Source organism: Pseudomonas sp. Soil_N_39 (assembly GCF_057655955.1).
This window is the reverse complement of record NZ_JBDGLI010000016.1, coordinates 51,080-69,423: the sequence shown is the minus strand read 5'-3', so window position 1 is coordinate 69,423 and position 18,344 is coordinate 51,080. Positions and strand designations below refer to the sequence as shown.

The window sequence follows — 18,344 nt, the reverse complement described above, 5'->3', positions numbered from 1 at the left end:
AGGCTTGGTCATTACAGGGTCGGCAACCACGTCTTGGATTAATTTCCCCGTCACGGTTTCGTCATCTGATTAGGCCACTCTGTCGCCCTTCAAACCTGCACGGAACCCGTCATGCTGCACGCCGAAAACCAGGATCGCCTCTATCTCATCAGCCCGAGCGACGAACAACAGAACCTCGTCGACAGCCTGTCCTTCAATGTGCAGGACCGCCATTGGCTGGTGTATTGCGCCCTCGGCGGCCATCAACATGCCGACCTGCCGGAGACAGACCTGCTGACCGGGATCAGTGTGCTGGAATTTTATTCCCAGGCAGCCTGAAAATCTCACCCATAAAAAACCCCTGTGGGAGCGAGCTTGCTCGCGATAGCGGCGTGTCAGCCATCGCAATGTCAGCTGATCTACGCTATCGCGAGCAAGCTCGCTCCCACAGGGGATACAGGGCTTAACGCTTACTCAGCCAGCACCTGGCCAACGGTCGGGTCCTTGAACAGCCGGGTCAGGGCATCGCTCAACACGTCGCTGACCAGCTTGGTGTTGGTGTCCTGGTTAGGCGCCATGCCGAAGCGTTGGTCCAGGGACGCACCGTAACGACCGCTGTAGCGGCGGTTGGCGTTCTGCACATCGGAGCGGAAAGTCGCGCCGATGGTGGCTTCGGTCACGTACATGCCTTCCTTGGGCGACTGATACTTGAGCTCGGCCAGGGTCACGGTCAGTTGCGGTGCATTCAAGGCATTGGCGGTCGGCGTGAAGCCCAGCAAACGCACCGCGGCTTCAGCCTGGGCCTGCAGCTTGGGCAGGATCTGCGCGCCCTGCACCGTGATCACGCTGGTTTCCGGATACAGCCCGCCACGGGTGCCGAGCGTCGGCGACGGACGACCGTCCACGACCCGCACCACCACCGGCTGGCCACGACCCACAGGCGCCAGTTGGGCATTGAGCTTGGGCTCCGGGTTAAGTTGTTGCGGGCTGTGGGCGCAGCCGACGAGGGTCAGACTGGTCACAGCGATCAAACCGAACAACAGGCGTTGCAACATGCTCTTCTCTCCAGAATCGGGCACAAACAGGCCGGCAGTATAGCGGTGCGCCATCGCGGTGAACTAGCGCCTTACGATGAATACTGAAATGTCTGACACGGGGCATGGTTGCCGGTTCCTGTCACCCCATTGTCACGGTCCTTACACCGGCATGTCATGCCTCGCTGTCAGGCTTGCTCCAAGCTTCCTGACCCGGTATCCGCTCATGCGCTTCCTCATTTCCCTGTTCACCCCGCGTCCTCATCACCGCAGCTTCGCCCTGCTCGATCGCAACGGCCGTTGCCAGGCCTTCAAGCAGTGCAGCCTGCAACCCATGGGCGAAGGCTGGGTGGAAATCGACGAGATTCGTCTCAACTGGTTGCACCAGCCATTGCCTGCCAGCGCCCGCGTGCAACCGCTTCGTGCCCGCGCACGCAACCGGCAACTGTTGACCATCTGACCGGACGGCTAATAAAAGTCATTAAACACGACCATTTCCCTGCGTTTCTTCGATACAATCTCCCCCCGATTATAAGGACGTCTCCTGATCGGGCCTCGCAACACCGCTGATGCGCTGGTATTGGCACCCCGCACCGCCCACAGAGAGCCGCCCACACAGATCGAGTGAAGCTGGCGCGCTTGCTGTTCTCTCAGGCAAATCACCACTTTTCGCGAATCTGCAGAGCTGTCATTACGCTCGGTCACTGAGCTGTCTGCCCGTTTTGCCTGTCATGTACTCCATGGGGGCAACCAAACCGGGCGCAGTGCCAGGCTGGGACAGCCCTTTTTTGAGGTTCACGTCTTCAAAAGAGCGTGAAAAAACGGGTTTTCACAACTTCACGAGAGTGTGGCGAGCAAATGAAGAGTTTTGCGTCTGAACAAGCACCATTAGCGTCTGGAACAGCCCAACGACACAGGACCGGATATCGCTCAAGAACCGGCGCCTGAAGCCTGTCCGCTACGGATTTGGTTGCACGAACGGATGTCTCGGCCATAAGTCGAATTGCCCGCCCGGCGCTTAAATGAGTTCATGTGACTCTTGAGGCCAGGCTGCATGCATCCGCAGTAGGTGCGAAAAATTGCGAAGATTCGGACATGGCGATCCTGGCCATGGATAACTGGGGCGCAACTGACCTGCCCCGCCACTCCTGGCCGCTATGCCGACAATTTGGTGCTGCAGATTTTGGAGACGCGTTAAATGGCGCATAACGAAGCAGTCGATGTAGTTCTGGTAGGGGCCGGCATCATGAGTGCCACCCTGGCCGTGCTGCTCAAGGAGCTCGACCCCGCGATCTCGCTGGAGGTCGTCGAGCTGATGGATTCCGGTGCCGCGGAGAGTTCCAACCCGTGGAACAACGCCGGCACCGGCCACGCCGGGCTGTGTGAGCTCAACTACACGCCCCAGGCGGCCGACGGCACGGTCGACATCAAGAAAGCCGTGCACATCAACACCCAGTTCGAAGTGTCGAAGCAGTTCTGGACGTACCTGACCAAAAAAGGCACGTTCGGCTCCTCCAAGTCCTTCATCGCCCCGGTGCCACACCTGAGCTTCGTGCAAGGCGAAAAAGGCGTGGAGTTCCTGAAGAAGCGCTTCGAGCTGATGCACCAGCATCACGCCTTCGCCGACATGGAATACACCGAAGACAAAGACCAGATGGCCGAGTGGATGCCGTTGATGATGCCAGGCCGGCCGGACGATGAAGTCATCGCCGCCACCCGCGTCATGAACGGTACCGACGTCAACTTCGGCGCCCTGACCAATCAGTTGCTCAAGCACCTGACCAGCGCTCCGGACACCCAGGTCAAATACTGCAAGCGCGTCACCGGCCTCAAGCGCAACGGCAGCGGCTGGACCGTGAGCATCAAGGACGTCAATTCCGGCAGCACCCGCGACGTCGACGCCAAGTTCGTGTTCCTGGGTGCCGGCGGCGCGGCCTTGCCGCTGCTGCAAGCCTCGGGCATCGAGGAAAGCAAGGGCTTCGGTGGCTTCCCGGTCAGCGGCCAGTGGCTGCGTTGCGACAATCCGGAAGTGGTCAAGCACCACCAGGCCAAGGTCTACAGCCAGGCCGCCGTAGGCTCGCCGCCCATGTCGGTACCGCACCTGGACACCCGCGTGGTCGATGGCAAGAAATCCCTGCTGTTCGGGCCATACGCCGGTTTCACCACCAAGTTCCTCAAGCACGGTTCGATCATGGACCTGCCGCTGTCGGTACGCGCCGGCAACATCGGCCCGATGCTGGCCGTGGCCCGGGACAACATGGACCTGACCAAGTACCTGATCAGCGAAGTGATGCAGTCCATGGAGCAGCGCCTGGAATCCCTGCGTCGCTTCTACCCCGAGGCGAAAGCCGAAGATTGGCGTCTGGAAGTGGCCGGCCAACGGGTGCAGATCATCAAGAAAGACCCGAAGAAAGGTGGCGTCCTGCAGTTCGGCACCGAACTGGTGGCCGCCAAGGACGGCACCCTCGCCGCCCTGCTCGGCGCATCGCCGGGTGCTTCGGTGACCGTATCGATCATGCTGGAACTGATCGAACGCTGCTTCCCGGACAAGGCCAAGGGCGAGTGGGCCAACAAGCTCGCAGAGATCTTCCCGGCCCGGGAAAAAGTGCTGGAAACCGACGCGGCGTTGTATCGCAAGATCAACGCGCAGAACAACATTGCGTTGGAGTTGGTTGAGGACAGCAAGGCTAAAAGTTACGCCTGATACCTTGCAGTCAATATAAAAAGCCTCCCATGCAAATGGGAGGCTTTTTATTTTCCGCGTCGTTAGTTCATGCTGAATTTGATGCGCGTTCCACCGTGACGAACATACTCGTCATCATCTTCAACATAAAACAATTCAGCGACACAGGCACCCGCCGGTTCCGCTTTGACCCAGCGATGATAAAGCATTGCACTTTCATCACTGACCGGTGCCCTTGGGACATGCCCAAAGCTGAAATAGCAAGTGCGGCTGCCTTGTGTATAGCTGAAGGCCTCTCGTTCGGCACGCGATTGCGGCAAGTAGTAGGTTAATTCCTGGCTCTCACCCGGGCCTATCGAAAAGCTGTGGCCCGCATTGGCCGGATTCTGCGTCCAGGTAAAATCGCTGCCGGGAACGATGAGCGCGGTGGTTGCGTTGTAGATTTCGACGTTGACAATGTCATCCCGCGCACAAGAAGCTGAACTTGCCAGACACGCCGCCAGAGACAACAACACTCCGGCAATACACTTTTTTTGATCTTCCATGATAAATACAGCTCCATTAAAACAATGACGTTAAAGCCAATTGGCTTCGACGCAAAAATAATGGAAATTCAAATAAAACAAAACCGCCCGAATGGTGACATAACCTTTCGGAGCAACTTTCAAAGGAAGAAATTAGTTGCGGTCAAGCGCAATGCTCAACGCTCCGAAGAGCGTTGACAGGGTTTCAACGTGTTCAGCCGCGCGCCTTGTTGAATAGCTCGATGTATTCCTCGGCATTACGCTGGTCCTGGATCAGCGCAACAAAATCGTTGCCGTGTTCATCCTTGCCATTGAGGTCATGGCCGGCCTCGACGAAGAACGTCAAAAAGCGCTCGAAATCGTCGACCCGCAGGCCACGGTAGGCCTTGATCAATTTGTGCAACGACGGCGAAGTGGCATCGACCGGTTCGAAATTGAGGAACAGCTTGATCTGCTCATCACCAATCTCGTCGCCAATCACTTGTTTCTTGTCTTTACGCATTGCCGGCTCCAACTCGCACAATTCACGGGGCGGGCAGTTTACCCCCGCCAGGCCTCGGGGCTCAACGCGGGCGTTCGGCGCCGGTGTGCAGGTCGGCCCAGATATGGCCGTTGGCGTAGGTGAGGAACTGCACATAAACGGTGTTGTTGCGCAGCAGATCGATGACCACCCGGTACTGAGCCTGTGGATAAGACAGCGTCAGGGTCTTGCTCGCCTCATCGAAGACTGGCTTCTTCAGGCTTTTGCTTTCGCCGTCGAAGTTGAGGATCACCTGGCTGATGCTCGCCCCCTTGTTCAAGGACTTGCCCTTGAGGCGGACCAGCAAGGGCGAAGTGACCGGGATCGGTTGCTGGTTGGACTGGCGCTGGTTACCCAGCACCACCGAATACTCGGTCACTTGCAGCAATTGCTGCTGTTCCGGCTGTTCCTGGCGCACCACCAGGTCATCCGGCGGCAGGAACTGGCTGTGCATCGGCGCGGCCACGGCCGTCAACGGCAGGCTGGCGATCAACAGCGAAGTGGCGCAGCGACGGATCGATACACGCATGACAACCTCCAGAATCTTGGCCGGGCACTCTAGCATGAGCCCGGACGGTAAAAATAAGCGATCCGGATCAATACATCCGAACAGCGGGCGCGGCATACTCGAAGGGCCATCAGAGCTGACACCCGCCAGGCGATGCCTCTGTGGCGAGGGAGCTTGCTCCCGCTGGTTGGCGCAGCCGCCCCAACAACAGACAGCTGCAATTCCCCAGTAAACTGCGTCAACCTTTTTTACGACGGCTGCGCCGCCGAGCGGGAGCAAGCTCCCTCGCCACAGGGATCGGTGCTCGGCAGGCCCAGGTGTAACACCCGTTCATTTTGTGTGGAGTACTTATGTCTTTCTCCGCCCCACCGCTGTTCGCCGCCTGGCGCCAAACCTGGCGTGCCGGCTACACCCTGGAACGACTGCGCGGCGATCTGGTGGCCGGGCTGACCGTTGGCATTATCGCCATCCCCCTGGCCATGGCCCTGGCAATTGCCGTCGGCGTACCGCCGCAGCACGGCCTGTACACGGTGTTGGTGGCGGCGCCGCTGATCGCCCTCACCGGCGGCTCGCGCTTCAACGTCAGCGGGCCGACAGCTGCGTTCGTGGTGATCCTGCTGCCCATCACTCAACAATACGGCCTGGGCGGCCTGCTGCTGTGCACCATGCTCGCCGGCCTGATCCTGATCGCCCTGGGCCTGATACGCGCCGGCCGCTTGATCCAGTACATTCCCTATCCGGTCATCCTCGGTTTCACGGCGGGCATCGGCGTGGTCATCGCCACTTTGCAACTCAAGGATCTGCTGGGGCTGACCACCGCAGGCCAAGCCAAACACTACATCGAACAGCTGGGTGAATTGATCGTGGCGCTGCCCGGTGCCCGTCTCGGCGATGGAGTGATCGGCGCCGTGTGCCTGGCGGTGCTGATTGCCTGGCCACGCTGGGTGCCACGGGTGCCCGGGCATCTGGTGGCCCTGCTGGTGGGCACACTGTTGGGGCTGGCGATGGAGCGCGGCGGATGGCCGATCGCGACGTTGGGCGAACGTTTCAGCTACGTCGTCGATGGCGTCGCTCATCCGGGCATCCCGCCCTTCTTACCGAGCTTCGACTGGCCCTGGAACCTGCCGGACAGCCAGGGGCATCCGCTGATCCTGTCCTATGACCTGATCCGCCAATTGCTGGCGCCCGCCTTTGCCATCGCCATGCTCGGTGCCATCGAATCCCTGTTGTGCGCGGTGGTGGCGGACGGCATGACCGGCAGCAAGCACGATCCCAACGCCGAGCTGATGGGCCAGGGCCTGGGTAATCTGGTGGCGCCGCTGTTCGGCGGCATCACCGCCACCGCCGCCATTGCCCGCAGCGCCACCAATGTGCGCAGTGGCGCCTTTTCACCACTGGCCGCGATCATCCACAGCCTCGTGGTGCTGGTGGCGATTGTGCTGCTGGCGCCGCTGTTCAGCTACTTGCCCATGGCCGCACTGGCCGCGCTGCTGGTGATGGTTGCCTGGAACATGAGCGAAGCCGGGCATGTGCTGCACACCCTGCGCATCGCCCCGCGCAGCGACGTGCTGGTGCTGCTGACCTGCCTGGGCCTGACGGTGCTGTTCGACATGGTCCTGGCCGTCGCCGTCGGCCTGCTGCTGGCCGCCGGGCTGTTCATCAAGCGCATGAGCGAACTGACCGACAGCGCCGAGTTGCCGCGCCACTTCCACCAAGCCTTGCTGGACATGCCCGAGCATGTCCGCTGCTACGCCATTCGTGGACCGTTGTTCTTTGGCGCGGCGGAAAAAGCCCTGGATGTGCTGCGCCGGTTCGACCCGGGCGTTCGGGTGGTGGTCGTGGAAATGAGCGCCGTGCCGATGCTGGACATGACGGCGCTGGCCGCGTTTGAAAATATCCTGAAGGATTACCGCAAGCACGGCATCGGCCTGATCCTGGTCGCGACCGCGCCCAGGGTGCGCCTGAAACTGCGCCGCGCCGGGATTCATCGCGAACAGCGGCAATTGGCGTATGTGCAGACCCTGGAGCAGGCGCGAGTCAAGAGCGAAAAATGGCTCACTGCCGGCAGCGCCGCTCATTCAAGACTGGCTTGATCGGTAGTGAGGGTGCAGCTGATTCATGTGGCGAGGGGATTTATCCCCGCTGGGTTGCGAAGCGACCCAAACCGATCGACTCGATCAGCCTGACATACCGGGTTGCCTGTTTTTAGGGCTGCTTCGCAGCCCAGCGGGGATAAATCCCCTCGCTACAGTTCAGTCGAACTGGGCACGCATCCAGGCGTGGTACTCGGCCACGCCGGCCTCGCCTTCACGGGGCGCCCAGTGGGCCAGTTCGCCCTCGCCCACGGGCCGGTAAGGGCCGGCCTTGCATTCGAACATCAGGCTGTCGGCTTCCAGCACCACCAACCCGTGATACACGCCAGCCGGCAGGTCGACGCCGAGGCAATCGCCACCGGCCTGCAGGATGCGTTTATCCACCACCGTACCCGTTTCGTCGAAGATCAACACCCCCAGCCGCCCCTTGAGCACCAGCAAGGTTTCCGCCTTATCAGCGCTCAGGTGGCGGTGCGGTGGGATGTAGGTGGACGGCTGCAAGCCAACCGCCATGCGGTGGCACGGTTCATCCATTTCATGAAAGTTATGGTGCTGTCGTCCGCGAGGACTGGCCGCGGCTTTCTCGGCCAATTCATCGAACAACGCGTGGTCCAGAAAGCTTGGCCGAGTCATCGATTACATGCCCTTGACGGCGAAAATGCCGTTGGCGTTGCGCCAGTAACCTTTGTAGTCCATGCCGTAGCCGAAGATGTAGCGGTCGATACATGGCAGACCGACGAAATCGGCTTTCAAGTCCGGCCGCGCCTTGCGGTCATGGTCCTTGTCGATCAGCACGGCGGTGTGCACGGCGCGGGCGCCGGCGTGTTTGCAGAAGTCGATGATCGCGCCCAGGGTGTGACCTTCGTCGAGGATGTCGTCGATGATCAGCACGTCGCGGTCGATGAACGAGACTTCCGGCTTGGCTTTCCAGAACAGGTCGCCACCGCTGGTTTCGTTGCGATAACGCGTCGCGTGCAGGTAGGACGCTTCCAGGGGGAAGTTCAGATAGGTCAGCAGCTTGCCGGAGAAGATCAGCCCGCCGTTCATGACGCAGAACACCACCGGATTGGCATCGGCCAGTTGCTCATTGATTTGCGCACCGACACGGGCGATGGCCGCTTCGACTTCGGCTTCGGTGTACAGGCAGTCAGCCTCTCGCATGATTTGACGGATATGCTCGAGATCAGCGGACATGGCGCTCTCCAGGGGAAGTTGAGGGGCGGGACGGGTTCGGAAAAGCCGGCAAAGGTACGCATCAAGCAAGGCCAGATCAAGCGTTTGTGGACTAACGTTCTGTATTGTCTATAGGACAACACCCTCGGATAGATTAATCTAGGCCGGTTTTTTTGCCCGCCGCCGGAGCCTTCCCCATGCCCATCCTCGAGATCCGCCACCCGCTGATCAGACACAAACTCGGCCTGATGCGCCGCGCCGATATCAGCACGAAAAACTTCCGTGAACTGGCCCAGGAAGTCGGTGCCCTGCTCACCTACGAGGCCACCAAGGACCTGCCGCTGGAGTCCTATGAAATTGACGGTTGGGCCGGTACGGTCCAGGTCGAGAAAATCGCCGGCAAGAAAATCACCGTGGTGCCGATCCTGCGCGCCGGCATCGGCATGCTCGAAGGCGTCCTGAGCCTGATCCCCGGGGCCAAGGTCAGCGCGGTGGGCGTGGCTCGCAACGAGCAGACCCTGCAAGCGCACACCTACCTGGAAAAACTGGTGCCGGAAATCGACGAGCGCCTGGCGATGATCATCGACCCGATGCTCGCTACCGGCAGCTCCATGGTCGCCACCATCGACCTGTTGAAAAAGGCCGGTTGCCGGGACATCCGCGCCATGGTGCTGGTCGCCGCCCCCGAAGGCATCAAGGCCGTGCAGGACGCTCACCCGGACGTGACCATCTACACCGCGTCCATCGACCAGAAACTCAACGAGCATGGCTACATCATCCCGGGCCTGGGCGATGCCGGCGACAAGATCTTCGGCACCAAGCAGAAGGACGCTTGAGCATGCAGGATGAGTTCAACGATCCGCTCTGGCGCCAGGTCCTGTCCGGCGCGCAGATGCTGTTCGTCGCCTTCGGCGCGCTGGTATTGATGCCGCTGATCACCGGGCTGGACCCTAACGTGGCGCTGTTCACCGCCGGCCTGGGGACGATCCTGTTCCAGCTCGTCACCGGACGCCAGGTGCCGGTGTTCCTGGCCTCGAGCTTTGCCTTCATCACCCCGATCATCCTCGCCAAGGGTCAGTTCGGCCTGGCGGCGACCATGGGCGGCGTGATGGCGGCGGGTTTCGTCTACACCTTCCTGGGCCTGGCGGTGAAGATCAAGGGCACCGGGTTCATCGACCGGCTGCTGCCGCCTGTGGTCATCGGCCCGGTGATCATTTCCATCGGCCTGGCCATGGCGCCGATTGCCGCCAACATGGCGATGGGCAAGGCCGGCGACGGCACCGAGCTGATTCATTATCAGACCGCGATGATGATTTCGATGCCGGCCTTGCTCACCACCCTGATCGTCGCGGTGTTCGGCAAAGGCATTTTCCGCCTGGTGCCGATCATTTCCGGCGTGCTGGTGGGCTTTGCCATGGCGTTTTTCTTTGGGGTCGTGGACACCGCGAAGATCGCCGCCGCGCCATGGTTCGCCCTGCCGGCCTTCACCGCACCGGAGTTCAACTGGCAGGCGATCCTGTTCATCGTGCCGGTCGCCCTGGCGCCGGCCATCGAGCACATCGGCGGCGTGATCGCCGTGGGCAGCGTGACCGGTCGCGACTACCTGAAGAAACCCGGCCTGCACCGCACCCTGCTCGGTGACGGCATCGCCACCACCGCCGCTGGCCTGTTCGGCGGCCCGCCCAACACCACCTATGCCGAAGTGACCGGCGCGGTGATGCTGACCAAGAACTACAACCCGAAGATCATGACCTGGGCGGCGATCTTTGCCATCAGCCTGGCGTTCATCGGCAAGTTCGGCGCGCTGCTGCAAAGCATCCCGGTGCCGGTGATGGGCGGGATCCTGTGCCTGTTGTTCGGTTCGATTGCGGCGGTGGGCATGAACACACTGATCCGCCACAAGATCGACTTGGGCGAGGCGCGCAACCTGGTGATCGTTTCGGTGACGTTGGTGTTCGGCATCGGCGGTGTGCTGGTGGGCACCGGCACCGGCCCGGACGATTTCGGTCTCAAAGGCATCGCGCTGTGCGCGGTGGTGGCGATCGCGCTGAACCTGCTGCTGCCGGGCAATGACGGCTGGAAGCAGAAGAAGGCGGATGAGCCGCTGATCTGACCCCAGCTTGATATTTTGTTGTCAGCCAGATAGCTATCGCGAGCAAGCTCGCTCCCACAGTGGATCTCGAGTGGTCACACAATTTGTGTACACAGCAGATCCCATGTGGGAGCGAGCTTGCTCGCGATGGGGCCCTTGAATTTTACAAAGCGATCGGCGCCCGTTCGCAGAGGGTACTCAACGCCTGCGCCCACTGCGACCCATCATTGAGGCAAGGCACCAGCACCAACTCCTCCCCCCCTGCCGCACGGAACTGCTCACGGCCGCGATCACCGATTTCTTCCAGGGTTTCGATGCAGTCGGCCACGAACGCCGGGCACATCACCAACACTTTCTTCACGCCGCTTTTGGCCAGTTCCTCCAGGCGCGCCTCGGTGTAGGGTTCGATCCACTTGGCCCGCCCCAACCGCGACTGGAACGACACCGACCATTTGCCCTCCCCCAGCCCCATGCGTTGGGCGAACAGTTCGGCCGTGCGGATGCATTGCGCGCGATAACAGGTCGCCATGACCTCTGGCGGCGCGTTCTTGCAGCAGTCGGCATCCTTGAAGCAATGAAACCCTGTCGGGTCGAGCTTGGTCAGGTGCCGTTCCGGCAGACCGTGGAAACTCAACAACAGATGATCGTGTTCTTGCATCAGGTACGGCTTGGCGCTGGTCACCAGGGCGTCGAGGTATTCGGGCTGATCGTAGAACGGCTGGAGAATCGAAAACTGCACATTGAGTTTCTTTTCCCGTACGACCCGCTTGGCCTCCTCGATCACCGTGGTCACGGTGCTGTCGGCGAACTGCGGGTACAACGGCGCCAACGTGATCTTCTTGTGCCCCTGGCTCGCCAGTCGCACCAGTGCCGACTCAATGGACGGCTCGCCATAACGCATCGCCAGCTCAACCGGGCCCTGGGTCCACTGCGCGGTCATGGCCTGCTGCAGCCGGCGACCGAGCACCACCAGCGGCGAACCCTCGTCCCACCAGATCGAGGCGTAAGCATGGGCCGACTGCTCGGGACGTTTGATCAGGATCAGCGATACCAGCAGACGCCGCACCGGCCAGGGCAGGTCGATGACATACGGGTCCATCAGAAATTGATTGAGGTAGCGGCGCACATCGGCCACTGAGGTGGAGGCAGGCGAACCCAGATTCACCAGAAGCAACGCGTGATCGGTCATGCAACGTCCTATTTCAAAGGCGGCTGGACAAGTCTTCCAGGGCCGCAGGCAAATCAGTGAAGCGGAATGTGAAACCCGCCGCCTGCAATCGGGCTGGCGTGGCGCGCTGGCCGCCGAGCAACAGCAAGGACAATTCCCCCAGCGTGACCTTCAGCGCAAGCTCCGGCATCGGCACCACGGCCGGCCGATGCAATACGCGCCCCAGGGCCTTGGCAAAATCGCGGTTGCGCACCGGGTTCGGCGCGCACGCATTATAGGGACCGCTGGCATCGGTGCGGTGCAGAAGAAAATCAATCAGGGCGATTTGATCGTCAATGTGAACCCACGGCATCCACTGCCGACCATTGCCGATACGCCCGCCCAGCGCCAGTTTGAAGGGCAACAGCAGCCGCGACAAAAAGCCGCCCTCTGCAGACAGGACCAGACCGGTACGCACCAGCACCACGCGCAGCCCCATGGCCTCGGCCCGTTGCGCGGTTTCTTCCCAGGCGATGCACAACTGGCTGGCGAAATCTTCGCTCACCGGTCCCGATTCCTCGGTCAACTCACGTTCGCCACCGTCGCCGTACCAGCCCACCGCGGAACCGGAAATCAACACCTGCGGTTTCTGCTCGCAACGCTCCAACCACGCCAGCAAAACTTCCGTCAACGTGATGCGACTGCTCCACAACAACATCTTGCGTTTATGGCTCCAGGGGCGGTCGGCGATGGGCGCGCCGGCGAGGTTGACCACCGCGTCCACCGGCTCGTCAATTTCGTCGAGCCGGGCCACGCCCCGCACCGGTGCCCCGCAGATTTTCGCCACCTCTTCGGGGCGGCGACTCCATACCGTCAGGCGATGTCCCTGCTGCAACCAGAGGCGGCAGAGCTGACGTCCGATCAAACCAGTACCGCCGGTCAGCAATATGTGCATGAGATGTTCCTCGCATCGCGTTTTACCCGGCCCATTAGTCTATTTTTATAAGCAGGGATTTTTCGTATCGGACAGGGTCTGTGTTTAACAATAGGACAACCTGTCCAAACGCGAACGGTAAAACTTATACCAAAAACCCGAATTGTACAGGTTTAAACGACGGCGTAGTCTGTACAGAAAGGTAAACGAGGCCCTCATGACTGTACCTATCGCAATCATCGGCACCGGCATCGCCGGACTTTCAGCCGCTCAGGCCCTGACGGAGGCCGGGCATATCGTTCAACTCTTCGATAAAAGCCATGGCAGTGGCGGACGCATGTCGAGCAAGCGCAGCGACGCCGGCGCGCTGGACATGGGCGCACAGTACTTCACTGCCCGCGATCGCCGCTTTGTCACGGAGGTCCAGCGCTGGCAAGCCAACGGCTGGGCCGCGGAATGGAACCCGCAGCTCTACCATTTCCAGAATGGACAACTGAGCCCATCGCCGGACGAACAGACCCGCTGGGTCGGCACCCCACGCATGAGCGCTATCACCCGCGCCTTGCTCGACAAGCTGCAAGTGCAGTTTTCCTGCCGGATCACCGAGGTGTACCGCGGCCAGGAGCACTGGCATTTGCAGGATGCGGAAGGTTTCACCCACGGCCCCTTCGGCCAAGTGGTGATCGCCACGCCCGCTCCCCAGGCCACCGCATTGCTGGCCGCCGTACCGAAACTGGCCGCCGTGGCCGCCGGCGTGAAAATGGACCCGACCTGGGCCGTGGCCCTGGCCTTCGAAACACCACTGGACACCCCCATGGAAGGCTGCTTCGTACAAGACAGCCCCCTGGACTGGCTGGCGCGCAACCGCAGCAAACCGGGACGCGACAGCAAGCTCGACACCTGGGTACTGCACGCCACCAGCGACTGGAGCCGGCAGCATATCGACCTGTCCAAGGAAGCCGTGATCGAACACCTGCACGGTGCCTTCGCCGAACTGCTGCACAGCGCGATGCCCGCACCGAGCTTCAGCGTGGCCCATCGCTGGCTCTACGCCCGCCCCGCCGGCAGCCACGAATGGGGAGCGCTGGCCGATGCCGACCTCGGCCTGTATGTGTGCGGCGACTGGTGCCTGTCCGGCCGGGTCGAAGGTGCATGGCTCAGCGGCCAGGAAGCTGCACGTCGCCTGCACGCAAGCCTGCAGTAGATCGCGTCCCCCTCGCTCTTCGCTGCTGTCGAAAGAGACAGCAGCCTGCCTGCGACACCCACTGATGTCGCCCAGCCCTCTCTGAATCCGGTTGACTTGCGTACGTTCGAGCCTATGATGAAAATATTGTACAGAAATATAAATATGTACAAGATTAAGCCATCAGAGGTCGCCCATGCACAGTGCCGCCATCGCCAAACCCAAGATCGCCATCAGCGCCTGCCTGATGGGTGCTGAAGTTCGCTTCAACGGCGGGCACAAGCAATCGCCGTTGTGCAGCCGCACCCTCATCGAATATTTCGACTTCGTGCCGGTGTGCCCCGAAGTCGCCATTGGCTTGGGTATTCCCCGGGAACCGATCCGCCTGGTGGGCGACCCCGAACACCCCGAGGCACTCGGCACGGTGAATCGCGACCTCGACGTGACCCGACCGCTGGCCGACTACGGCCGGCAAATGGCTGGTGAACTGGATGACATCTGCGGCTACATCTTTATGCAGAAATCGCCATCCTGCGGACTGGAGCGGGTCAAGGTCTACGACCACAACGGCGTGACCCAGGACGGCGGCGGGCGCGGCATCTATGCCCAGGCCTTTTGTGAACGCCATCCCGATCTGCCGGTGGAGGAAGACGGCCGCCTCAACGACCCGGTGCTGCGGGAGAACTTCCTGACCCGGGTGTTTGCCTATGCCGCCTGGCAACCCTTGCGCCGCCAGGGCCTGACCCGGCGCGACCTGATCGAATTCCACTCGCGCTACAAATACCTGCTGATGGCGCACAACCCGGAGCAGTACAAGGCCCTGGGCAAACTGCTGGGCACCATGGGCAAGGCCGATGCCAATGAGCTGGGCCCACGCTATTTCAGTGCATTGATGGCCGCCTTGAAGAAATGCGCCACCCGCCGTACCCACACCAATGTGCTGCAACACCTGAGCGGGTACCTCAAGCGCGACATCGACGCCGAGGACAAACAGGAGGTGCAGCACCTCATCGGGCAATACCGCCTCGGCATCGTGCCCTTGGTGGTACCGCTGACCTTGCTCAAGCATCACCTGCGCCAGCACCCCGATCCTTACCTGGCGCAGCAGGTCTACCTGCAACCGCACCCGGAAAACCTCAGCTTGCGAAACGCTATTTAATGAACCACGACCCCGATGCCAGCGCCCGCGAAGACCTGGGAGCCGACTTTGCCAAGGCCTTGGCGCAAGGCTGGTTGCCCATCCGCGAAGTCGCTCGGCAGACCGGTGTCAACGCCGTCACGCTGCGGGCCTGGGAGCGCCGGTACGGCCTGATCGTGCCGCACCGCACGCCCAAGGGCCACCGCTTGTTCAACGCCGACCATGTGCAACGGATCCGGAATATCCTCACCTGGATCGATCGTGGCGTTGCGGTGAGCAAGATCAAGCCGTTGCTGGACATACCGCCGCTGCCGATGGAGCCCACACAGCCACCGGAGAACGATTGGCAGCGTCAGCGTCACGCCCTGGCGCTGGCGGTGACGCAACTGGCCGAACGTCAGATCGATGACCTGGTCAACCAGGCGATGGCGCTGTATCCACCCTGGACCGTGTGCGAACAATTGCTCCTGCCGCTGCTGGCCGAACTGCACCTGCGCTGGCAAGGCCAGTTCGGCGCGCAACTGGAACAGGTTTTCCTGTACTCGTGGCTGCGCAGCAAGTTCGGCAGCCGGATCTACCACAACAACCGTCAGGTGCGCGGCGCGCCACTTTTGTTGGTCAATCATTCGGACTTGCCCCAGGAGCCGCATTTGTGGCTCACCGCCTGGCTGGTCAGCAGCGCCGATTGTCCGGTGGAAGTGTTCGACAGCCCGCTACCGGCGGGCGAACTGGCCCTGGCAGTCGAACGCCTCAAGGCCCGTGGCGTCCTGTTGTATTCCAATCACGCCCTCAATCTGTCCCAACTGCCCAGGCTGCTCAGCGGTATCGATTGCCCGATCATCATTGCCGGCCCGGCCGCGTCGATCCACCAGGCCCGGTTATCCACAGGCGTTGCGAAGATTGACCTGTCCTGGGCCGAAGACCCGCTATCGGCTCACCGCGAACTGAGCCGCAGAGAACTCCTTTAAATGAAAAACAGCCTGCAACTGATCTGGTTGCGCAGCGACTTGCGCCTGCACGACAACACCGCCCTGGCGGCTGCCGCAGCCCGAGGGCCATGCGCAGCGGTGTACCTGACCAGCCCCGAGCAGTGGCGCGTCCATGACGACGCACCGTGCAAGATCGATTTCTGGCTGCGCAACCTCGGCGCGTTGAGCGCGGCCCTGGATGAATTGAACATCCCGCTCTTGATCCGCGAGTCAGCGCATTGGCACCAGGCGCCGTCCGTGCTGCTCAAGCTGTGTCGCGAACTGAACATCAGTGCCGTGCATGTCAATGAAGAGTACGGCGTGAATGAAACGCAACGCGACGCCGAGGTCGCCCGCGCGTTGAATGACCAGGGCATTGAGTTTCGCAGTCATCTCGACCAACTGCTGTTCAAGCCTGGCAGCGTGCTGACCAAGACCGGCAACTATTTCCAAGTGTTCAGCCAGTTCCGCAAAGTCTGCTACAACCGTCTGCACTTTTCATTGCCGAGCCTGGTCGCCACGCCGCCCCGGCAGGCTCCCACGGGCATTGCCCGCGATACTGTGCCGACGCAAGTCGATGGATTCGCCCCGCCCCGTGAAGCACTGCGCGCCCTCTGGCCCGCCGGGGAAACCGAAGCCCGACGGCGTCTGGACAGCTTTGTCGACCAACACCTCGACGATTACCAGCACGAACGGGACTTCCCCGCCCGGCCCGGCACCAGCCAGCTCTCGGCCTATCTGGTAGCCGGGGTGGTGTCGCCACGTCAGTGCCTGCATGCCGCACTGCAAGCCAACCGGGGTGAATTCGAGAGTGGAAGTGCCGGCGCTGTGACCTGGATCAATGAATTGCTCTGGCGGGAGTTCTATAAACACATTCTCGTGGGCTATCCACGTGTGTCGCGCCACCGCGCGTTCCGCCCGGAGACCGAGGCGCTGGCGTGGCGCAAAGCCCCCGCAGAACTGGAGGCCTGGAAACAGGCGCGCACTGGCCTGCCGATTATCGATGCGGCCATGCGCCAATTGCTGGAAACCGGCTGGATGCACAACCGTTTGCGGATGGTAGTCGCCATGTTCCTGACCAAGAACCTGCTGATCGATTGGCGTGAAGGCGAGCGTTTTTTCATGCAGCACCTGATCGACGGCGACCTGGCCGCCAATAATGGCGGCTGGCAGTGGAGCGCCTCCACCGGCACCGACTCAGCGCCTTGGTTCCGCATCTTCAACCCGTTGAGCCAGTCGGAAAAATTTGACCGCGAGGGACTATTCATCAAGTACTGGCTACCGGAACTGAACGATCTGACTGGGCAACAGGTCCATAGGCCAAATACCCCAGGCGGCTTGTTTGGCGCCATGGATTATCCGGCACCGATCGTCGACTTGCGCGAGTCCAGGGCGCGGGCGCTGGCAGCGTTCAGAAACCTGCCGGTGCGACAGGACGCCGCGGTTGAAGGGGTGGGCGATCAGCGAACATGAATTTGCCGGGCCGCAGGATGCAATATTTACCCGATAACATATAGTCTTACTAATCGTGCCGCGCCTACTGAAGGCTGTGTCTCAGGGCGCCGCGCAATCGAAAGGAGTATGGAATGGGTCTAAGACTGCCACGGCGCTATTGGCTCACCGGGGCTGGCAATGGAGTCGGCGCTTCGTTGGCTGAAGCGATACTCGAGACAGGTGCCTACCTGGCCGTCAGTTCGCGCTCGGCTCAAGCGTGCGAAACCCTTTCGACACGTTATCCAGGACGAGTGCTGACCGTGCCCGGCAATTTGACCGACAGCCAGGTCGTGCGCGAAATCGGCGAGCAAATCTCTCGACAATGGGGTGCCCTGGATCAGGTGATTCTCAATGCCGGAACGGCTGAGTACGTTGACGGACAACCTACCGACCAGACATTGATCGAGCATATCGTGCGCAGCAACCTGCTGGCCGCCAGCTTCTGCATCGAAGTGGCCATACCCTTGTTGCGCGCCGGGACCCAACCTCATCTGGTGGGTATTGCCAGCCCGGCGACTTTTCTGCCGCCCTCGAAAATCGAAGCGGGTGGAAGCGGGATGCGCCATCTGTTCGAATCGGCTCGGACAGAGCTGACGTCTGCGGGCGTTGATGTGACATTGGTGCACCCTGGCTACGACGACCCATCTCTGGGGCCCGACGATTGTTTCCCATTCCCGGCCCACTGGTCGCCAGAAGAAGCTGCGCGGCATGTGTTGAATCACTTGGTCGAACGCCCCCGAGAAGTCGCACTCCCCATCGCGTTCATGCCCGCCCTGTGGCCCTTGCCTTCATCCGCCGAAGCCCTGCCGGCCGACATCGACTCATGCCAGGCGAAAAACGGCTATCCGATCAAGGGACGCCCCTGAGCCGCCGA

Annotated in this window: 19 protein-coding genes; 11 read left to right on the top strand and 8 right to left on the bottom strand. The window is 61.3% G+C overall.

Annotated elements, in window-relative coordinates:
- The first annotated feature begins 111 nt into the window (after positions 1–111).
- Positions 112–318 carry a hypothetical protein gene (locus AC3A5O_RS21685; RefSeq protein ID WP_003185312.1) on the top strand — a complete coding sequence of 69 codons (207 nt, stop codon included), beginning with the start codon at positions 112–114 and terminating at the stop codon, positions 316–318.
- 131 nt (positions 319–449) lie between these two features.
- Here the strand turns inward: AC3A5O_RS21685 and AC3A5O_RS21680 are convergent, their stop codons facing one another.
- The gene (locus tag AC3A5O_RS21680) at positions 450–1,034 is read right to left on the bottom strand and encodes a YajG family lipoprotein (protein ID WP_106270605.1); all 585 of its coding nucleotides are present in this window, start codon (positions 1,032–1,034) and stop codon (positions 450–452) included.
- Between the two features lie 205 nt (positions 1,035–1,239).
- Here AC3A5O_RS21680 and AC3A5O_RS21675 point away from each other — a divergent pair, with 205 nt between their 5' ends.
- Both AC3A5O_RS21675 and mqo read left to right on the top strand, forming a co-directional pair.
- Positions 1,240–1,473, top strand: coding sequence for a hypothetical protein (locus tag AC3A5O_RS21675; RefSeq protein WP_014340171.1), 234 nt, complete (start codon positions 1,240–1,242; stop codon positions 1,471–1,473).
- Between the two features lie 738 nt (positions 1,474–2,211).
- A complete protein-coding gene (gene mqo / locus AC3A5O_RS21670; protein ID WP_122564688.1) occupies positions 2,212–3,717 on the top strand; it encodes a malate dehydrogenase (quinone) in 1,506 nt (501 codons plus the stop codon).
- A gap of 62 nt (positions 3,718–3,779) precedes the next feature.
- Here mqo and AC3A5O_RS21665 read toward each other — a convergent pair whose 3' ends face one another.
- From AC3A5O_RS21665 to AC3A5O_RS21655, 3 genes are all read right to left on the bottom strand, one after another.
- A complete protein-coding gene (locus AC3A5O_RS21665) occupies positions 3,780–4,241 on the bottom strand; it encodes a hypothetical protein (protein ID WP_305468446.1) in 462 nt (153 codons plus the stop codon).
- A 193-nt stretch (positions 4,242–4,434) separates the two neighbouring features.
- On the bottom strand, positions 4,435–4,722 hold the full coding sequence (locus tag AC3A5O_RS21660; RefSeq protein ID WP_122564690.1) for a PA4642 family protein: 288 nt from the start codon (positions 4,720–4,722) through the stop codon (positions 4,435–4,437).
- Between the two features lie 61 nt (positions 4,723–4,783).
- Entirely contained in the window at positions 4,784–5,269 is a 486-nt protein-coding gene (locus AC3A5O_RS21655) for a hypothetical protein (protein ID WP_487753705.1), read from the bottom strand.
- Between the two features lie 329 nt (positions 5,270–5,598).
- Between AC3A5O_RS21655 and dauA the strand changes: the two genes are divergently transcribed.
- A complete protein-coding gene (gene dauA, locus AC3A5O_RS21650) occupies positions 5,599–7,341 on the top strand; it encodes a C4-dicarboxylic acid transporter DauA (RefSeq protein ID WP_122564692.1) in 1,743 nt (580 codons plus the stop codon).
- Positions 7,342–7,500: 159 nt separating this feature from the next.
- Here the strand turns inward: dauA and AC3A5O_RS21645 are convergent, their stop codons facing one another.
- Both AC3A5O_RS21645 and AC3A5O_RS21640 read right to left on the bottom strand, forming a co-directional pair.
- The gene (locus tag AC3A5O_RS21645) at positions 7,501–7,974 is read right to left on the bottom strand and encodes a WbuC family cupin fold metalloprotein (protein ID WP_122564693.1); all 474 of its coding nucleotides are present in this window, start codon (positions 7,972–7,974) and stop codon (positions 7,501–7,503) included.
- A gap of 3 nt (positions 7,975–7,977) precedes the next feature.
- Positions 7,978–8,535: a hypoxanthine-guanine phosphoribosyltransferase gene (locus AC3A5O_RS21640; RefSeq protein ID WP_053125250.1), complete on the bottom strand. Its 558-nt coding sequence runs from the start codon at positions 8,533–8,535 to the stop codon at positions 7,978–7,980.
- 176 nt (positions 8,536–8,711) lie between these two features.
- Between AC3A5O_RS21640 and upp the strand changes: the two genes are divergently transcribed.
- Positions 8,712–9,350, top strand: coding sequence for a uracil phosphoribosyltransferase (upp, locus tag AC3A5O_RS21635; protein WP_003185330.1), 639 nt, complete (start codon positions 8,712–8,714; stop codon positions 9,348–9,350).
- A gap of 2 nt (positions 9,351–9,352) precedes the next feature.
- Positions 9,353–10,627 carry a uracil-xanthine permease family protein gene (locus tag AC3A5O_RS21630; protein WP_207280930.1) on the top strand — a complete coding sequence of 425 codons (1,275 nt, stop codon included), beginning with the start codon at positions 9,353–9,355 and terminating at the stop codon, positions 10,625–10,627.
- Between the two features lie 142 nt (positions 10,628–10,769).
- Here AC3A5O_RS21630 and hemH read toward each other — a convergent pair whose 3' ends face one another.
- Together hemH and AC3A5O_RS21620 are read right to left on the bottom strand one after the other, a co-directional pair.
- The gene (gene hemH / locus AC3A5O_RS21625) at positions 10,770–11,795 is read right to left on the bottom strand and encodes a ferrochelatase (RefSeq protein ID WP_487753704.1); all 1,026 of its coding nucleotides are present in this window, start codon (positions 11,793–11,795) and stop codon (positions 10,770–10,772) included.
- A gap of 13 nt (positions 11,796–11,808) precedes the next feature.
- Positions 11,809–12,708, bottom strand: coding sequence for a TIGR01777 family oxidoreductase (locus tag AC3A5O_RS21620; RefSeq protein WP_122564696.1), 900 nt, complete (start codon positions 12,706–12,708; stop codon positions 11,809–11,811).
- A 196-nt stretch (positions 12,709–12,904) separates the two neighbouring features.
- On the opposite strand from AC3A5O_RS21620, the gene AC3A5O_RS21615 reads away from it, so the two are divergent.
- From AC3A5O_RS21615 to AC3A5O_RS21595, 5 genes are all read left to right on the top strand, one after another.
- Positions 12,905–13,891 (top strand): NAD(P)/FAD-dependent oxidoreductase, encoded by a 987-nt coding sequence (locus AC3A5O_RS21615; RefSeq protein ID WP_122564697.1) that lies wholly within the window; start codon positions 12,905–12,907, stop codon positions 13,889–13,891.
- A 175-nt stretch (positions 13,892–14,066) separates the two neighbouring features.
- A complete protein-coding gene (locus AC3A5O_RS21610; RefSeq protein WP_487753703.1) occupies positions 14,067–15,029 on the top strand; it encodes a YbgA family protein in 963 nt (320 codons plus the stop codon).
- Positions 15,029–15,976 (top strand): MerR family transcriptional regulator, encoded by a 948-nt coding sequence (locus AC3A5O_RS21605; protein ID WP_122564699.1) that lies wholly within the window; start codon positions 15,029–15,031, stop codon positions 15,974–15,976. The genes AC3A5O_RS21610 and AC3A5O_RS21605 overlap by 1 nt, the downstream gene beginning before the upstream one ends.
- A 12-nt stretch (positions 15,977–15,988) precedes the next feature.
- The gene (gene phrB, locus AC3A5O_RS21600; RefSeq protein ID WP_487753718.1) at positions 15,989–17,449 is read left to right on the top strand and encodes a deoxyribodipyrimidine photo-lyase; all 1,461 of its coding nucleotides are present in this window, start codon (positions 15,989–15,991) and stop codon (positions 17,447–17,449) included.
- Positions 17,450–17,562: 113 nt separating this feature from the next.
- Positions 17,563–18,336, top strand: coding sequence for an SDR family NAD(P)-dependent oxidoreductase (locus AC3A5O_RS21595; protein WP_487753702.1), 774 nt, complete (start codon positions 17,563–17,565; stop codon positions 18,334–18,336).
- Positions 18,337–18,344: the final 8 nt, after the last annotated feature.

Coding starts and splice junctions, on each gene's coding strand:
- dauA (WP_122564692.1), top strand. CDS start 5,599: ATGTCTTTCTCCGCCCCACCGCTGTTCGCCGCCTGGCGCCAAACCTGG.
- upp (WP_003185330.1), top strand. CDS start 8,712: ATGCCCATCCTCGAGATCCGCCACCCGCTGATCAGACACAAACTCGGC.
- AC3A5O_RS21680 (WP_106270605.1), bottom strand. CDS start 1,034: ATGTTGCAACGCCTGTTGTTCGGTTTGATCGCTGTGACCAGTCTGACC.
- AC3A5O_RS21660 (WP_122564690.1), bottom strand. CDS start 4,722: ATGCGTAAAGACAAGAAACAAGTGATTGGCGACGAGATTGGTGATGAG.
- AC3A5O_RS21645 (WP_122564693.1), bottom strand. CDS start 7,974: ATGACTCGGCCAAGCTTTCTGGACCACGCGTTGTTCGATGAATTGGCC.
- AC3A5O_RS21630 (WP_207280930.1), top strand. CDS start 9,353: ATGCAGGATGAGTTCAACGATCCGCTCTGGCGCCAGGTCCTGTCCGGC.
- AC3A5O_RS21605 (WP_122564699.1), top strand. CDS start 15,029: ATGAACCACGACCCCGATGCCAGCGCCCGCGAAGACCTGGGAGCCGAC.
- AC3A5O_RS21620 (WP_122564696.1), bottom strand. CDS start 12,708: ATGCACATATTGCTGACCGGCGGTACTGGTTTGATCGGACGTCAGCTC.
- AC3A5O_RS21640 (WP_053125250.1), bottom strand. CDS start 8,535: ATGTCCGCTGATCTCGAGCATATCCGTCAAATCATGCGAGAGGCTGAC.
- mqo (WP_122564688.1), top strand. CDS start 2,212: ATGGCGCATAACGAAGCAGTCGATGTAGTTCTGGTAGGGGCCGGCATC.
- AC3A5O_RS21610 (WP_487753703.1), top strand. CDS start 14,067: ATGCACAGTGCCGCCATCGCCAAACCCAAGATCGCCATCAGCGCCTGC.
- AC3A5O_RS21615 (WP_122564697.1), top strand. CDS start 12,905: ATGACTGTACCTATCGCAATCATCGGCACCGGCATCGCCGGACTTTCA.
- AC3A5O_RS21595 (WP_487753702.1), top strand. CDS start 17,563: ATGGGTCTAAGACTGCCACGGCGCTATTGGCTCACCGGGGCTGGCAAT.
- AC3A5O_RS21655 (WP_487753705.1), bottom strand. CDS start 5,269: ATGCGTGTATCGATCCGTCGCTGCGCCACTTCGCTGTTGATCGCCAGC.
- AC3A5O_RS21675 (WP_014340171.1), top strand. CDS start 1,240: ATGCGCTTCCTCATTTCCCTGTTCACCCCGCGTCCTCATCACCGCAGC.
- AC3A5O_RS21665 (WP_305468446.1), bottom strand. CDS start 4,241: ATGGAAGATCAAAAAAAGTGTATTGCCGGAGTGTTGTTGTCTCTGGCG.
- AC3A5O_RS21685 (WP_003185312.1), top strand. CDS start 112: ATGCTGCACGCCGAAAACCAGGATCGCCTCTATCTCATCAGCCCGAGC.
- hemH (WP_487753704.1), bottom strand. CDS start 11,795: ATGACCGATCACGCGTTGCTTCTGGTGAATCTGGGTTCGCCTGCCTCC.